Consider the following 15449-nt stretch of genomic DNA (forward strand, 5'->3'; position numbering starts at 1 on the left):
GGCCCCCGGGGCGCGGACCGCGGAGAGGAGTGCGAGCGACGATGACCGGTCTGATCCCCGGCCCGTCCCGGCTGCTGCGCGCGGGGATGGGCACCGCGGCGCTCGGTCTGCTGCTGATCTACCACTCGGTGGACACCGTCCCGGCGGACGGCTCCGTCCCGGGCCAGGCCGCTCCCCCGGCCGCCACCGCACCGGCCGACGCCGGTGCGGCCGGTGCGGCGGGTGCGGCCGTCGGGCCCGCGCCCGCCGCACCGGTCCCGGCGGCGGCACCGCTGAAGCGGTCCAAGCCGACCCGGCTGCGCATCCCGCAGATCAACGTGGACGCCCCCTTCACCGAACTCACCCTCAACCCCTCCGGGCAGCTCAACGCCCCGCCGCCGGAGGACAAGAACCTGGTCGGCTGGTACGCCGACGGCGTCTCGCCCGGCGAGCGCGGCGCCTCGGTGGTCGCCGGGCACGTCGACACCAGCAAGGGGCCGGCGGTGTTCCTGCTGCTCAGCCTGATGCTGCCGGGCAACAAGGTGGAGGTCCAGCGGGCCGACGGCACCGTCGCCGTGTTCGCGGTCGACGCCGTGGAGACCTTCGCCAAGGACGCCTTCCCCGACCAGCGGGTCTACGGGAAGACGCCCGACGCCCAGCTGCGGCTGATCACCTGCGGCGGCACCTACGACAAGAAGCGCAAGGACTACCTCGACAACGTGGTGGTCTTCGCGCACCTGGAGTCCTCGCGCCCGGCGTGAGCGGCTCCGGCGACGGCGCGACCGCCGGTCCCCTCCCGAGGGGGGACCGGCGGTCGCGGCGTGTGGGCGGCAGGCGGGTCAGCCGCGCACGACGGCCTCGAAGGCGTGCAGGTACGGGTTGACCGGGCGGACCTCCCGCACGTCCAGACCGGCCTCGGTCATCAGCCGGAGCATGCTCGCCTCGGAGTGCTTGGCGCCGCCGACGTTGAGCATCAGCATCAGGTCCATGGCGGTGGTGAACCGCATCGAGGGGCTGTCGTCGACCAGGTTCTCGACCACCACCACCCGGGCGCCCGGGCGGGCCGCCGCGACCACGTTCGCCAGGGTGCGGCGGGTGCTCGCGTCGTCCCACTCCAGGATGTTCTTGATGATGTAGAGGTCGGCCACCACCGGGATGTCCACCCGGCAGTCCCCGGGGACCAGCCGGGCCCGGCCGGCGAACGCGCCGCCCTCGCGCAGCCGGGGGTCGGCGCCGGCGACCACCTTGGGCAGGTCGAGGAGGGTGCCGTGCAGCGCCGGGTGCTTCTCCAGCAGGCTGGCGAGCACATGGCCCTGGCCGCCGCCGATGTCCACCACCGAGTCGACGCCGGTGAGGTCGAGGTAGGCGGCGAAGTCGGCGGCGGACTGCCGGCTGGAGGTGGTCATCGCCTTGTCGAAGACCTTGGCGGACTCGCCCCCGTCGCTGTGCAGGTAGTCGAAGAACTCCTTGCCGAACAGCTCGGGGAAGACGTTGCGGCCCGAGCGCACCGCCTCGTCCAGCTTCGGCCAGGCCTCCCACGTCCACGGCTCGGTGCACCACAGGGAGATGTAGCGCAGGCTGTTCGGGGCGTCCTCGCGCAGCAGCCGGGACATCTCGGTGTGGGCGAAGCGGTCGCCGTCGAGCTCCTCGAAGATGCCGTAGCAGGTGAGGGCGCGCAGCAGCCGGCGCAGCTGCCGGGGCTCGGTGCCGAGGTCGGCGGCGAGGTCGGTGGCGGTGGCGGGGGTGTCGCCGAGCGCGTCGGCGGCACCGAGCCGGGCGGCCGCGCGGACGGCGGCGGCGCAGGCGGCGCCGAAGACGAGCTCCCGCAGGCGCATGGCGGCCTGCGGGGTGGTGGCGGGTGCGGTGGTCATGGACCGTTTCTCTGCTTTCTGCGGGAACGGGATGGCGCGGGGGCCACGGGGTGCTTCGGGAGCGGCGGGGGGACGGCTGACCGGTCAGCAGCGGCCGGCCGGCTCGGAGACCGCGCACTGGTTGCGGGCGAAGGCGTTGTCGGTGCCGGTGTCGCGGTCGGCGAGGTCGGCCGGGCTGTTGCCGAGCACCAGGTTGTCGGCGACCGTGTTGCGGGCGTTGGCCACCCCGACCACGCTGTGGACGAGCACCACGCCGCCGGAGAACGGTGAGGCGCCGACGTTGTCGCGGACCTCGTTCTCCGTCACCGACGTCTCCTCGGCGCCGGTGAGCACGATGCCGGCGCCCTGGATGTGGTCCAGCCGGGGGTTGGGCGGGCAGTAGCGGTTGTTGGCGACGACCCGGTTGCGGGTGACGGTGAGCGCGCCGGCCCGGGGCACGCCCTCGTCGCCGACGATGAAAACGCCGCCGCAGTTGCCGTGGATCTGGTTCCGCTCGATGCTCAGGTCGCGCAGCCGGCGCACGGTGACGCCGATCCGGTTGTCGGTGAGCCGGTTCCCGCTGACCAGGGTGCCGTCGGTGGAGACGGCGCCGCCCTCGCTGTCCACGGAGTTGGCGAGGAAGACGCCGGACTGGCCGTTGCGGGTGGACTCGTTGGCGGTGATCACGCCCCGGGTGGACTTCTCCTGGCTGATGCCCTGCTGCGCGTTGTCGTGGACGTAGGTGGCGCGGACGGTCAGGCCGGTGGTGCCGGTGGCGTTGATGCCGTTCTTGCGGAAGCCGGTGACGGCGAGCGCCTCGACGGTGACGCCGTCGAGCGGCCGGTCGTCGGTGCCGACGACGCAGAGGCCGTGGCCGGCGCCGGAGCAGGCGGCGGCGAGCTCTGCGGCGGTGGCGGGGGCAGGGGTGGCGGCAGGGGCAGGGGCGGTGGTGGTGGCGGGCGTGGGGGCAGCGGCCGTTTCGGCCGTGCCGGCCGTGTCGGCGGGGAGGATCACGCTCTCCGGGCCGGCACCGCGCAGGGTGAGGCCGGGCGTGGTGATCCGGACGCTGCCCCGGTACTCGCCGGGGAGCAGCTGCACGACGTCCCCGGGCCGGGCGGCGTCGAGCGCCTCCTGGATCGACCCTCCGGGCGGAACCACGTACAGCCCGCCGGAGGCGTGCGCGGGCGCGGCGCCGACGGCGGTGAGGACGGTGGTCAGGGCGGTGGTGGCGGCGGCGGTGGCCGCGGCGAGGTGGTGAACCCGTCGCGTGGGCATGAGTGATGACCTGCTTTCTGGCACGCCGCCGCGCGGGAGCCCCGACGCGGCGGCGTGGGGCCATCGGAGCGGTGACGCAAGGTGAGCGGGGGATGACGGCCGGTGGGGTGTCGGCCGAATCGACGCTAGGTGCGCGCGGGTGCCCCCGCCACCAGGGTTGGGCTGCCGGACTGACGGGGCGTCGGGCCGGGCGTGTCCCGGGGCGGGCGCGCGGTGGTGGCCCGTCAGCTCACCGCCTCCCCCGGCCGCGGCCGCGGCCGGCGTCGTGGCCGAGGCCCCGCTCCGCGGCCGGGCCCCGCGCGCGTGGCATGCTCGGAGCCATGAGCACCACCACCGCCGTCCCCGTGATCCCCGCACCGGCCGCCGCCCCGCGCCCGCCTTCCCCGGCCGCGCGCAACCCGGTCGGCGCCCATGTGCCGGTGGCCGCCCGGGGCCTGGCCGGGACCGGCCTGGCGTACGCCCGCCGGGTGGGCGCCGAGACGGTGCAGGTGTTCGTGGCGAACCCGCGCGGCTGGGCGACACCGCCCGGCAACCCGGCGCAGGACAAGGAGTTCCGCGCGGCCTGCGCCGAGCTGGCGGTCCCCGCCTACGTCCACGCGCCCTATCTGATCAACTTCGGCTCCGACACCCCCGCCACCCGGGAGCGCTCGGCCGCCTCGCTGCGCCACTCGCTGCGTCGCGGGCACGCCATCGGCGCGCTGGGCGTGGTGCTGCACACCGGTTCGGCGGTCGGCGCGGCAGCGGACGGCGGCTCGCGCCGGGCCGAGGCGATGGCGCAGGTCCGCGCGGACGTCCGCCCGCTGCTGGACGAGCTGGACGCGCTCGGCGACGACGCGCCGTGGTTGCTGCTGGAGCCGACCGCCGGCCAGGGCCGCTCGCTCTGCTCGCGGATGGAGGACCTCGCCGAGTACCTGGACGCGCTGGACGGCCACCCGAAGGTCGGGATCTGCCTGGACACCTGCCACGCCTTCGCCGCCGGCCACGACCTGGCGGCGCCGGGCGGCGTACGGGAGACCCTGGACGCGCTGGTCGCGGCCGCCGGGGCGGACCGGCTGCGGCTGATCCACGCCAACGACTCCGAGGACGCCGTCGGCGCGCGCAAGGACCGGCACGCCAACATCGGCGACGGCCTGATCGGCGCCGAGCCGTTCCGCGAGCTGTTCGAACACCCGGCGACGGCCGGGGTCCCGCTGATCGTGGAGACCCCGGACCGCAAGCACGGCGGCGACGGCACCGGCCACGCCCGGGACATCACCGCGCTCAAGGCGCTGCGGGCCGCCGCCCGGCCCGCGTAGCAGCGCGCGGCGCCCGCCCCGGGCTGCCGGGGCGGGGACCCGGTGGCAGTCTGGAACGAGTCACGCCCGAGGACGGGGGGTCTCCCGATGAGCCCGACCCGGAAACTGGCCGAGCTGCCGTGCGGACGCCGCAGCAAGTGGGTGGTGCTGGCCCTGTGGCTGGTGCTGCTGGTGGTGGCGGGCCCGCTCGCGGGCAAGCTCACCGACGCCGAGGACAACCAGGCCTCCAGCTGGCTGCCGAGCAACGCCGAGTCCACCCAGGTACTGGACGAGCAGCGGGCGTTCCAGCCGGTCGACACCGCCCAGGCGGTGGTGGTCTACGTCCGGGACGGCGGAATCACGCCCGCCGACCGGGCCGAGGCGGCCCGCGACGCCGAGGCCTTCGCCTCCGCCCCGCACGTGCTCGGCCGGACCACCGGACCGGTGGAGTCGGCGGACGGCCAGGCGATGCAGACCATCGTGCCGGTCGACATCGGCACCGGCGGCTGGCAGGACCTGAGCCCGGCCGTGGACAGCCTGCGCGCCACCGCCGCCGAGAACAGCCTCGGCATGGCCACCCATGTCACCGGCCCGGCCGGCATCGGCGCCGACCAGGCGGAGGCCTTCGCCGGGATCGACTCCACCCTGCTCGCGGCCACCGTCAGCGTGGTGATCGTCCTGCTGCTGCTCACCTACCGCAGCCCGGTGCTGTGGATGCTGCCGCTGTTCTCGGCGGCCGGGGCGCTGGTGGTCACGCAGGCGGTGATCTACCTGCTGGCCGAGCATGCCGGGCTGACCGTCAACGCGCAGAGCGCCGGCATCCTGATCGTGCTGGTGCTCGGCGCGGGGACGGACTACGCGCTGCTGCTCACCGCCCGCTACCGGGAGGAGCTGCGCCGGCACGAGGACCGGCACGAGGCGATGGCCTTCGCCCTGCACCGGGCCGGGCCGGCGATCCTGGCCTCCTCCGCGACCGTGGTGGCCTCGATGCTCTGCCTGCTGATCGCCGAGATGAACTCGACCAGCGGGCTCGGCCCGGTCTGCGCGATCGGCGTGCTGGTGGCGCTGGCCGCGATGCTGACCCTGCTGCCGGCACTGCTGGTGATCGTCGGACGCTGGGTGTTCTGGCCGGTGCGCCCGGCCTTCGGGACGCCGGAGCCGACCAGGACCGGCCGCTGGGCGCACATCGGGGCGTGGATCGGGCGCCGGCCGCGCAAGGTCTGGGTCGGGACCACGCTGGCGCTGGCGGCCTGCTGCATCGGGCTGGTCTCGCTGAACGCGACCGGTCTCAGCACGGCCGGCACCTTCACCGGCAAGCCGGACTCGGTGGTCGGCCAGGAGGTGCTGGCGGAGCACTTCCCGGCGGGCACCGGCGCACCGCTGACGGTCATCTCCGACGCCGGCGGGTCCGAGGCGGTGCGCGCCGTGACGCAGGAGACGCCCGGGGTGGCGAGCGCCTCTCCCCCGGTCGTCCACGAGGGCCGGGCGATGTTCCAGGCGACGCTCACCGATCCGCCGGACAGCCAGGCGGCCAAGGACACCGTCGACCGGCTGCGGACCGCCGTGCACGCCGTGCCGGAGGCCGACGCCCAGGTGGGCGGCTCGACGGCGGTGATCCTGGACGCCGGGCGGGCCGCGTCCGCCGACAACCGGACGATCATCCCGCTGGTGCTGGGCGTGGTCCTGGTGATCCTGGCGCTGCTGCTGCGCGCGGTCACGGCGCCGCTGGTGCTGATCGCCACCGTCGTCCTGTCCTATGCGGCGGCGCTCGGCATCAGCGCGTTCTTCTTCGAGCACGTCTTCCACTTCGAGGGGCAGGACAACGCCTTCCCGCTGTTCGTCTTCGTCTTCCTGGTGGCCCTCGGCATCGACTACAACATCTTCCTGATGACCCGGGTCCGCGAGGAGGCCGCCCGGCACGGCACCCGGCCGGGTACGGTGGCCGGTCTGGCCGCCACCGGCGGCGTGATCACCTCGGCCGGCCTGATCCTGGCGAGCACCTTCGCCGTCCTCGGCACGCTCCCGATCGTCGGGCTCGCCGAGATCGGCTTCGCGGTGGCCCTGGGCGTGCTGCTGGACACCTTCGTGGTGCGCTCCGTCCTGGTCACGGCGGTGACCATGGACCTGGACCACCGCATGTGGTGGCCGAGCAGGTTGTCCAGGCAAGTTCCTCCGCCCAAGGAGGAGTTGGCCAGACAGCTTTAAGTTACCGATGAGTTCACACGGTCATCCTCCACTGTCTGGACGGAGGTGGTCCGACGTCGCTTGACTGCGGGCATGCCAACTCCCTCAACGCGCCTCGCCGCCGTCTGCACGGCCGCCGCCGCCCTGCTCGCCCCGATCGCCGCCGCGCCGGGCGCGTCCGCCGCCCCGGCCGACAGCGCCGCCGTCCCCGCGCTCAGGGTGCTGACGTACAACGTCTTCCTGATGAGCAGGAACCTCTACCCCAACTGGGGCCAGGACCACCGGGCCAAGGCCATCCCCGCCGCCGGCTTCTTCCAGGGCCAGGACGTCGTGGTGCTCCAGGAGGCCTTCGACAACGCCGCCTCGGACGCGCTGGTCGCCCAGGCCTCGGCCCAGTACCCGTACCACACGCCCGTCGTCGGCCGCTCGACCAGCGGCTGGGACGCCACCGCCGGCGGCTACAGCTCCGCCACCCCCGAGGACGGCGGCGTCACCCTGCTGAGCAAGTGGCCGATCCTGCGCAAGGAGCAGTATGTTTTCCGCGATGCGTGCGGGGCGGACTGGTGGTCGAACAAGGGCTTCGTCTACGCCGTGCTGAACGTCAACGGTCTGCGCACGCACGTGATCGGCACGCATCTGCAGTCCACCGACCCCGGCTGCTCGGCCGGCGAGTCGGCCAACGTCCGGGCCGCCCAGCTCAAGGCGATGAAGGCGTTCGTCGACGCCAAGAACATCCCCGCCGCCGAGCCGATCGTCCTGGCCGGCGACCTGAACGTCGACTCCCGCAGCAGCGAGTACTCCGCGCTGCTGGCCAACGCGGGCGTCGCGCCGGCCGGCACCCGCGACGGCTGGGCGTACTCCTTCGACACCGCCGACAACTCGATCGCCGCCTACCGCTACCCGACCGACCCGCGCGAGGACCTCGACTACGTCCTCTACCGGGCCGACCACGCGCGCCCCGCTGCGTACACCAACACGGTGGTGCGCTTCCACAGCGCGCCGTGGACGGTGAGCAGTTGGGGTACCAGCTACACCTACAACGACCTGTCCGACCACTACCCGGTGACGGCCGGCTGAGCCGGCACGCGGGTCAGCCGGCGCCGGTGAACCGCCGGTAGGCGGCGGCGAGCGCGGCGTCCAGCGGACGGCCGTGCAGGGTCAGGCCGGACGGTCCCAACTCGTCGAGAGCGGTGGGTGCTTCACCCTCGCCCTCGACGGGGTCGGGCACCTTCGCCCGCCAGAAGGCGTCGAGTGCCCCGGCGAGCGGGTGGTCGTCGAAGGAGGCGGGCACGGGTCACTCCCCGATCGCGTCGGCGGACAGGGTCAGCAGTTCGCGCAGCCGGTCGGCGGGCAGTTCGGACAGCCACTGCTCGTCGTCGCCGACCGCCGCCTCGGCCAGGGTGCGCTTGGCGGCGAGGAGTTCGCCGATCCGCTCCTCGACGGTGCCGGCGCAGACCAGCCTGCGGACCTGCACGGCGCGGCGCTGGCCGATCCGGTGCGCGCGGTCGGTGGCCTGGTCCTCGACCGCCGGGTTCCACCAACGGTCCAGGTGCACCACCTGGTTGGCGGCGGTCAGGTTGAGCCCGGTGCCACCCGCCTTCAGCGACAGCAGGAACACCCGCGGCCCGTCCGGGGACTGGAACCGCCCGACCATCTCCTCCCGCCGCCCGCGCGCCACCCCGCCGTGCAGGTAGAGCACCTCCTCGCCCAGCTTCCGCCGCAGGTAGGGACGGAGCATGGTGCCGAACTCCGCGTACTGGGTGAACACCAGCACCCGGTCGCCCTCGGCCAGCGCCTCCGTCAGCAGCTCGACCAGCCGCTCCACCTTGCCCGATCGGCCGGCCACCGCCGTGCCGTCGTGCAGGAGTTGGGCCGGATGGTTGCAGACCTGCTTGAGCCGGCCGATCGCCGCCAGCACCGCCCCCTTGCGCTCGACGCCGCGCAGCCCGCCGAGGCGCTCCAGCAGGTCGGCCACCACCGCCCGGTAGAGCCCGGCCTGCTCCGCCGTCAGCGCGCAGGAGACGGTGAACTCCTGCTTGGCGGGCAGGTCCTGGACGATGTGCGGGTCGCTCTTGCGGCGGCGCAGCAGGAACGGTCCGGCGACCCGGCGCAGCCTGGCCGCCGCGTCCACACTGCCGGTCTGCTCGACCGGGATCGCGAACCGTTCGCGGAACGCCTCCGGGCTGCCGAACAGCCCGGGGTTGGCGAAGTCCAGGACGGCGTGCAGATCGGCCAGCCGGTTCTCCACCGGGGTGCCGGTGAGGGCGATCCGGGGGCCGGAGCGCAGTGAGCGCAGGGCGCGGGACTGCCGGGCGGAGCGGTTCTTGACGTGCTGGGCCTCGTCGGCGACGATCCGCCGCCAGTGGACGCGGCGCAGGTCGGCGGTGTCGCGCTGGACCAGGCCGTAGGTGGTGATGACCAGGTCGGCGCTCCCGTCGGGCGCGGTGCGGTCCGGGCCGTGGTGGACGTGCACCCGCAGGCCGGGCGCGAACCGGGCGGCCTCGCGCTGCCAGGTGCCGACCATCGACATCGGGCAGACCAGCAGCACCGGGCCGCGCGCACCGCGCTCATGCTCCAGGGCGAGCAGGGCGAGGGTCTGCACCGTCTTGCCGAGGCCCATGTCGTCGGCCAGGACGGCGCCGAGGCCCAGCCGTCCGAGCGCGTCCAGCCAGGCCAACCCCCGCCGCTGGTAGGGACGGAGGGTGCCGGTGAAGCCGTCGGGAAGCCGCGGGACGCGGTCGGCGGGGCCAGGCCGGCCGGCCAGCAGGTCGCCGATCGGGCCGGTGGCGTGCACGGCGGTGACCGGCAGCCCGTCGACCACGGCGCCGTCCTCCACGGCCAGCCGCAGCAGCTCGACCGGTTCCATGGTGCCGGTGCCGTGCTCGGACAGGAACCTTACGGCGGCGGCGAGTTGGGCCTGGTCCACCTCGACCCACCGGCCGCGCAGCCGGACCAGCCCCTGCTGGGCGGCGGCGAGGTCGGCGAGCTCCTGCTCGGTGAGGGTGTCCTCGCCGAGGGCGAGGCGCCACTCGAAGGCCAGCACGGCGTCCCGGTCGACCTGCGCGGTGCGGGCCACGGCGGACGGGTCGCCGGCCGGGGTGCCCGCCGTCAGGACCAGACCGAGCCGGGGGCGGCGCTGCCACCAGGCGGGCAGCAGGACGCCGAACCCGGCGCGGGCCAGTGCGGGCGCGCCCTCGCGCAGGAAGCGCAGGGCGCCGGCCCGGTCGAGCCGGGCCTCGGTGGGGAAGTCGCCGGGGAGCTGCCCGCGCAGCCCCGGGTCCACCCGGACGGCGCGGGCCAGTTCGGCCTGGTAGGCCTCGGCCGGGTCGCCCGCCGTGGGGGGGACGGCGCGGACCAGCGCCTGGTGGGCGGGGTCGGCGGCGGCGCCCGGCCGCAGGGCGGCGGCAGGGACCACCAGCGAGGGGCCTGCGGCGGGGCGGACCAGCAGGTCGAGCCGCCAGGTGTCGGCGCGCACCCCGCCGTCGCGGTCGTCCGGGTCGGGGCCGAGCGGTTCGGTGAGGCGGAAGTCCAGGCGCAGCGGCGCGTCGGCCGGGCGGGCGGCCTGCCAGCCGGCCAGCCGGTCGGGCAGCCCGGCGGGCGGGCCCTCGGCGAGCCGGCCGTCGGGGCCGTACAGGGCGGCGAGGAACGGGTCGGCGGGCGGGCCGAGGTCGGCGAGGGCGACCCGGGCCTCCTGGTCGACGAGGGCGTCGAGCAGGCCGGTGACCAGGTCGGCGGCGGACCGCGCGGCGGCGGGGTGCTCCGCGCGGCAGACCGGCGGGCAGCCGGCGACCAGCGCGGCCTCCTCCCGGCGGGCCGGGGAGTCCGCGGCGGGCCTCCAGCGGGCGTGCCACCGGCCCGCCTCCTCGACCAGCACCGGCAGCAGCCGCCCCCGCCCGACCAGCCGCCAGGCGAGGTCGTGCACGGCGGCCAGCCAGCGCACCGAGGCGCCGTAGGCCAGCTCGGCCGGGGTGCCGTCGGGCAGCTGGACGCTCGCGCCCGGCCAGTGCGGGTCGTGCAGGGCGCCGAGCAGTTGGGCGGCCTGCGCGCGGTCGAAGAGCAGCGCGGGCACCCGCCACGGCCCGAGCGCCACACCGCGCTTCGCGGCGCCCACCGGCAGGTCCGGGGACGGCACCGGCCGGCCCCCGAGGGTCGGCAGCAGCAGCCCGGCCCAGCGCTCGGCGGCCTGATCGGCCAGCCAGCCCAGCCCCGGCCCGACCGTCCCCAGCAGTCGGGCCACCTCGCCCGCCGGGCAGGCGAACGGGTGCGCCGTCCCGCCCCGCTCCCCGCGGACGGGCGCGTCCCCCCGGTAGGCCGCCGCATCCTCCGCCCAGACGGCGAGCCGGCCGTCGGCCCGCCAGAGCGCGTGCAGGGCGTACATGGGGTGGCAGCACCTCTCCGGGCGGAAGCGTGGACAGAACGGGTTTCCCACCCTAGTCCGCGCCTCCGACAACGCCGGGCTGCGGACTTCGCCCCCTTTCGGTCAGGTGACCGAGTCCGGCGGACAGTGCCGTGCTTGGCTCGGATCCGACGGCGCGGTCGGACGGGCGACGGCGCCGGGCAGGAGAGCGAGGAGGGGGCATGGGCAAGGAGTTGTCGAAGAACGACATCGTCCGTGAGGTGCGGGGCAATTCGAGGCTGCGGGTGCAGGTGGACGCGGAGCTCGACCTGGAGGACCTGGTGCGGCTGCTGCGCCGGATCTTCCTCGGCGACGCCGCGGACGACGTCATCCGGGCGGCGGCGTCGGCCCTCTACCGCGACTGACCGGGGCGGCCGAGCGGGGCGGCCGAGCGGCCGAGCGACCGACCGACCACCCGAAGGGGGAGACCGCGTCCGCCGGGCAGCAGCAGCCCGGCGGACCCGGGCCCGGAGGTGGGCACTCGGATGGATCATCTGGCGCGCGTGGCAAGGGATTTGCCCCTACGGTGCGGTGCGAGGGGGCTTCCTGAACGAGAGGTGTCAACTGCCATGGCGGGAAAGTTCGAGCTGTACACCGATGAGAGCGGCATGCACCGGTTCCGGCTCAAGGCGAGCAACGGATCGGTCGTGGTGACGGGCGACCCCGAGGAGAGCCGGGACGACTGCCTCAAGAGCATCGAGTCGATCCGCAAGCTCGCTCCCTACGCGGAGCTGAAGGAGAGGGCCGCCGGGCCGGCCTGAGGGCCTCGGTAGTGCCCGGCGCCGCCCAGGAGCGGGCGGGACGGGCGGAACGCGGGTCGGCGGGACAATTCGCCGACCCGCGTTCGTTTGTACGACAGATCCCTTTGGCCGCGTGCACGCCGGACGCGGACAGAACACAGGCATGCGTGTCGTCATCGTCACCGAGTCCTTTCCCCCCGAGGTCAACGGCGTCGCCCACAGCGTGCTGCGGACCGCCGAGCACCTGCTCCGCCGGGGGCACCAGCCGCTCGTCGTCACCCCGGCGCCCGCGCGCGGCGCGCAGAGTCCCTCGCACGCCTTCGGCGCCGGCGGCGTACCGGACGGCCTGCCGGTGGTGCACATCCCCTCCGTCCCGCTGCCCGGCTACCCGCAGGTCCGGATCGCGCTGCCCAGCCGGCGGCTGGCCGCCGCGATCCAGGGGCACCGGCCCGACCTCGTCCACCTGGCCAGCCCCTTCGTGCTCGGCGCGCGCGGGGCGCAGGTCGCCGCCCGGCTCGGCGTGCCCGTCGTCGCCGTCTACCAGACCGACCTCGCCGGCTACGCGCACGCCTACCGCGCCGGGCGCGGGCTCGGCGAGGCCGCCGCCTGGCACCGCATCCGCGCCGTCCACGGCCTCGCCGCCCGGACGCTCGCGCCGTCCACCCCCGCCGCCCAGGACCTCACCGCGCACGGGGTCGCCCGGGTCCAGCTGTGGCCGCGCGGCGTGGACTCGGTCCGCTTCGACCCGCGCCACCGCGACGAGGCGCTGCACCGGGCGCTCGCCCCCGGCGGCGAGGTGCTGGTCGGGTACGTCGGGCGGCTCGCACCGGAGAAGCGGGTCGACCTGCTCGCCGAGACCTCCACGCTGCCCGGGGTGCGGGTGGTGATCGTCGGCGACGGGCCGTCCGCGCCCGGGCTGAAGGCCGCCATGCCCGGCGCCGTCTTCCTCGGCCGGCGCACCGGCGAGGAGCTGGCCCGATGTTTCGCCACCCTGGACGTCTTCGTGCACACCGGGCCGCTGGAGACGTTCTGCCAGACCATCCAGGAGGCGATGGCCAGCGGTGTCGCGGTGGTCGGCCCGGCCGCCGGCGGCCCGCTGGACCTCGTCGCGCACCACCGCACCGGCCTGCTCGTCCCGCCCCGGGACGGCGCGGCGGTCGCCCGGGCGGTGACCGCCCTCGCCGGGGACGCGGAGCTGCGGGCCGCGTACGGGCGCGCCGGGCGGGCGGAGGTGACGGCCCGCACCTGGGAGGCCGTCGGGGACCTGCTGCTGCGGCACTACGCCGAGGTGCTCGCGGAGCACCGCGGGGTGCCGGCCGCTCCGGCCGCCGGTCCGGCCGCCGCCGCTGGGGCTTCCGGGGCTCCCGCAGCCCCTGAGGCTTCGGCCGAGCCGCCCGTCCAGCCGCCCGTCCAGCCGTCCGCCCCGCTGTCGGAGGAACTGTCCGCATGACCGCCGGACCGCTGCGGATCGTCCGGGTGGCCAACTTCGTCACCCCCGTCTCCGGCGGACTGCGCACCGCGCTGCGCCACCTCGGCGCGGGCTACCGGGCCGCCGGGCACACCCCGGTGCTGGTCGTGCCCGGGGAGCGGCGCGCCGTCGAGGAGGAGGAGCAGGGGCTGGTCGTCACGCTGCCCGGCCCGGTGGTCCCCGGCAGCGGCGGGTACCGGCTGCTCACCGACCGCCGGGCGGTGGCCGCCGAACTCGAACGGCTCGCCCCCGACCGGTTGGAGGTCTCCGACCGGACCACCCTGCGCTGGACCGGGGCCTGGGCCCGGCGGCACGGGGTGCGCTCGGCGATGGTGTCGCACGAGAGCGCCGTTGGCGTGCTGCGGACCTGGGGCGTGCCGGGCCCGGCCGCCGACGCGGCCGCGAACCGGCTCAACGGCCGGACGGCCCGGTCGTACGACACGGTCATCTGCACGACCGACTGGGCCGCCGCCGAGTTCCGGCGCCTGGGCGCGCGGAACCTCGCGCGCGCCCCGCTCGGCGTGGACCTCGCCGCCCTGCACCCGCCCACCGCCGCCGACCGGGCGGCGGAGCGGTCCCGGTACGCGGCGCCCGGGCAGGTGCTGCTGGTGCTCTGCTCCCGGCTCTCCACCGAGAAGCGCCCCGCGCTCGCCCTGGACGCGCTGGCCGCGCTGCGGTCCGCCGGGGTCGGGGCGGTGCTCGCGGTGGCCGGCGCCGGGCCGCTGCGGTCCCGGCTGGCCGCCCGGGCCACCCGGGAGCGGCTGACCGTCCACTTCCTCGGCCACCTGGCCGGGCGGGCGGCCGTCGCCCGGCTGCTCGGCTGCGCGGACGCGGTGCTGGCGCCGGGGCCGGTGGAGACCTTCGGGCTGGCCGCACTGGAGGCGCTCGCCTGCGGCACACCGGTCGCCGTCAACCGCGGCTCGGCGCTGCCGGAACTGGTCGGCGCGGCCGGGGTGGCCGCCGAACCGACCGGCGCGGGATTCGCGGAGGCGGTGCGCGAACTCCTCGCGCGCCCCGAGCCGGACCGGCGCGCCGCCGCCCGCGCCCAGGCCGAACGGTACGGCTGGCCCGCGGCGGTGACGGCGTTCCTCGCCGCCCACGGCGCGGCGCCCGTCACCGCGCGCTGAACGGCGGCACGGAAGAACACGGAACGGGTGGGAGGTCCGATGAACACCATCACGACAGTGGACGGAGGAGGCGGCACCGTACCGGGTGCCGCGCACGGCGCGAGCCGCGGGGGCGGGCGGCGGACCGGCGAGCCGGTCCGGTTCGTGGCCCTCGGCGACTCGCTCACCGAGGGCGTCGGCGACCCGATCGCCGACGGCTGGCGCGGCTGGGCGGCCCTGCTCGCCCGGTCCCTGGCCCCGCCGCAGGCCGGGGTCGACTTCACCAACCTCGCGCGCAGCGGCGCGCTCACCACCGACCTGACGACCGAGCAGCTCCCGGCGGCGCTGGCCCTGCGGCCGCGGTTCGCCGCCGTGGTGGCCGGTGGCAACGACACCCTGCGGTCCGGCTTCGACGTCGGCCGCACCACCCTAGCTCTGGACACCGTCCTCGGTCGGCTCACCGACAGCGGCGCGGTGGTGCTGACCGCCTGCCTGCCCGACCCGGGCGCCCTGCTGCGGCTGCCGCGTCCGCTCGCCCGCCCGCTGGCCCGGCGGATGCGGGCGGTGAACACCGTGGTCCACGCGCTCTCCGCCCGCCACCGCGCCGTCCACCTGCACATCGCCGAGCTGCCGTGGACGGCGCAGCGCCGGCTGCTCAGCGTCGACCGCCTCCACCCGAGCGCCGAGGGCCACCACCTGATCGCCCGCGGCTTCCACGACCTGCTCACCGCCACCGGCCGCCCCCTCGGCCCGGCCCCCGCCCCCCAACCCGCCGAACCACCGCCCGGCACCCTGGCCGACGTCTGGTGGATGGCCACCAAGGGCACCCGCTGGGTCGCCGACCGCAGCATCGACCTCCTCCCGGGCCTGGTCGCCCTCGCCGCCCTGGAGGGCTACGCCCGCCTCCGCGGCACCACCGCCCACCACGACCACCAAATGACCCACGCCACCACCACCGCCCTCGCCGCCCTCCCACCCCACCCCGCCTGACGGGCGCAGAAACGATCCGCCGGAGTGGAAAGTCGGCCACATCGACTTTCCACTCCACCCAGCCACCAAAGCAGCCACCAGGAAAGAACCTCAGCCGCCCGCCACACACCGCAGCCCCACCGGAGACCCAGCCAGGGCAGCCGGCCGCTCACAGGGCGGCCAAGGCACCCGGAGCGTCAGCCAAGCA

13 protein-coding genes are annotated in these 15449 nt (G+C 75.8%); 9 read left to right on the plus strand and 4 right to left on the minus strand.

The window, feature by feature from the left end; translation table 11 throughout:
- Positions 1 to 41 precede the first annotated feature (41 nt).
- On the plus strand, positions 42 to 740 hold the full coding sequence (locus tag ACFZBX_RS28450; protein WP_391536653.1) for a class F sortase: 699 nt from the start codon (positions 42 to 44) through the stop codon (positions 738 to 740).
- 78 nt (positions 741 to 818) lie between these two features.
- Here the strand turns inward: ACFZBX_RS28450 and ACFZBX_RS28455 are convergent, their stop codons facing one another.
- Positions 819 to 1850: a methyltransferase gene (locus ACFZBX_RS28455; RefSeq protein WP_391536654.1), complete on the minus strand. Its 1032-nt coding sequence runs from the start codon at positions 1848 to 1850 to the stop codon at positions 819 to 821.
- A gap of 84 nt (positions 1851 to 1934) precedes the next feature.
- Positions 1935 to 3104, minus strand: a complete 1170-nt coding sequence (locus ACFZBX_RS28460; protein ID WP_391536655.1) for a nitrous oxide reductase family maturation protein NosD — start codon at positions 3102 to 3104, stop codon at positions 1935 to 1937.
- Positions 3105 to 3424: 320 nt separating this feature from the next.
- Here ACFZBX_RS28460 and ACFZBX_RS28465 point away from each other — a divergent pair, with 320 nt between their 5' ends.
- From ACFZBX_RS28465 to sph, 3 genes are all read left to right on the plus strand, one after another.
- The gene (locus tag ACFZBX_RS28465) at positions 3425 to 4399 is read left to right on the plus strand and encodes a deoxyribonuclease IV (RefSeq protein WP_391536656.1); all 975 of its coding nucleotides are present in this window, start codon (positions 3425 to 3427) and stop codon (positions 4397 to 4399) included.
- A gap of 87 nt (positions 4400 to 4486) precedes the next feature.
- Positions 4487 to 6583 carry an MMPL family transporter gene (locus ACFZBX_RS28470; RefSeq protein WP_391536657.1) on the plus strand — a complete coding sequence of 699 codons (2097 nt, stop codon included), beginning with the start codon at positions 4487 to 4489 and terminating at the stop codon, positions 6581 to 6583.
- A 72-nt stretch (positions 6584 to 6655) separates the two neighbouring features.
- Positions 6656 to 7639, plus strand: coding sequence for a sphingomyelin phosphodiesterase (gene sph, locus ACFZBX_RS28475; protein ID WP_391536658.1), 984 nt, complete (start codon positions 6656 to 6658; stop codon positions 7637 to 7639).
- Between the two features lie 13 nt (positions 7640 to 7652).
- Here the strand turns inward: sph and ACFZBX_RS28480 are convergent, their stop codons facing one another.
- A complete protein-coding gene (locus ACFZBX_RS28480) occupies positions 7653 to 7853 on the minus strand; it encodes a hypothetical protein (protein WP_391536660.1) in 201 nt (66 codons plus the stop codon).
- A gap of 3 nt (positions 7854 to 7856) precedes the next feature.
- Positions 7857 to 10940, minus strand: coding sequence for an SNF2-related protein (locus ACFZBX_RS28485; protein ID WP_391536661.1), 3084 nt, complete (start codon positions 10938 to 10940; stop codon positions 7857 to 7859).
- Positions 10941 to 11140: 200 nt separating this feature from the next.
- On the opposite strand from ACFZBX_RS28485, the gene ACFZBX_RS28490 reads away from it, so the two are divergent.
- The 5 genes from ACFZBX_RS28490 to ACFZBX_RS28510 all read left to right on the plus strand — a co-directional run bounded on the left by ACFZBX_RS28490 (position 11141) and on the right by ACFZBX_RS28510 (position 15262).
- Positions 11141 to 11323, plus strand: coding sequence for a hypothetical protein (locus ACFZBX_RS28490; protein WP_391536662.1), 183 nt, complete (start codon positions 11141 to 11143; stop codon positions 11321 to 11323).
- A gap of 204 nt (positions 11324 to 11527) precedes the next feature.
- Entirely contained in the window at positions 11528 to 11719 is a 192-nt protein-coding gene (locus ACFZBX_RS28495; protein ID WP_391536663.1) for a YegP family protein, read from the plus strand.
- 142 nt (positions 11720 to 11861) lie between these two features.
- Positions 11862 to 13148, plus strand: a complete 1287-nt coding sequence (locus ACFZBX_RS28500) for a glycosyltransferase family 4 protein (protein ID WP_391536664.1) — start codon at positions 11862 to 11864, stop codon at positions 13146 to 13148.
- Positions 13145 to 14293, plus strand: a complete 1149-nt coding sequence (locus tag ACFZBX_RS28505; protein ID WP_391536665.1) for a glycosyltransferase — start codon at positions 13145 to 13147, stop codon at positions 14291 to 14293. Before ACFZBX_RS28500 ends, ACFZBX_RS28505 begins: the two co-directional genes overlap by 4 nt.
- Before the next feature lie 39 nt (positions 14294 to 14332).
- Entirely contained in the window at positions 14333 to 15262 is a 930-nt protein-coding gene (locus ACFZBX_RS28510) for an SGNH/GDSL hydrolase family protein (protein ID WP_391536667.1), read from the plus strand.
- The last annotated feature ends 187 nt before the right edge of the window (positions 15263 to 15449 follow it).

Source organism: Kitasatospora sp. NPDC008115 (genome assembly GCF_042957205.1).
GTDB lineage: Bacteria > Actinomycetota > Actinomycetes > Streptomycetales > Streptomycetaceae > Kitasatospora.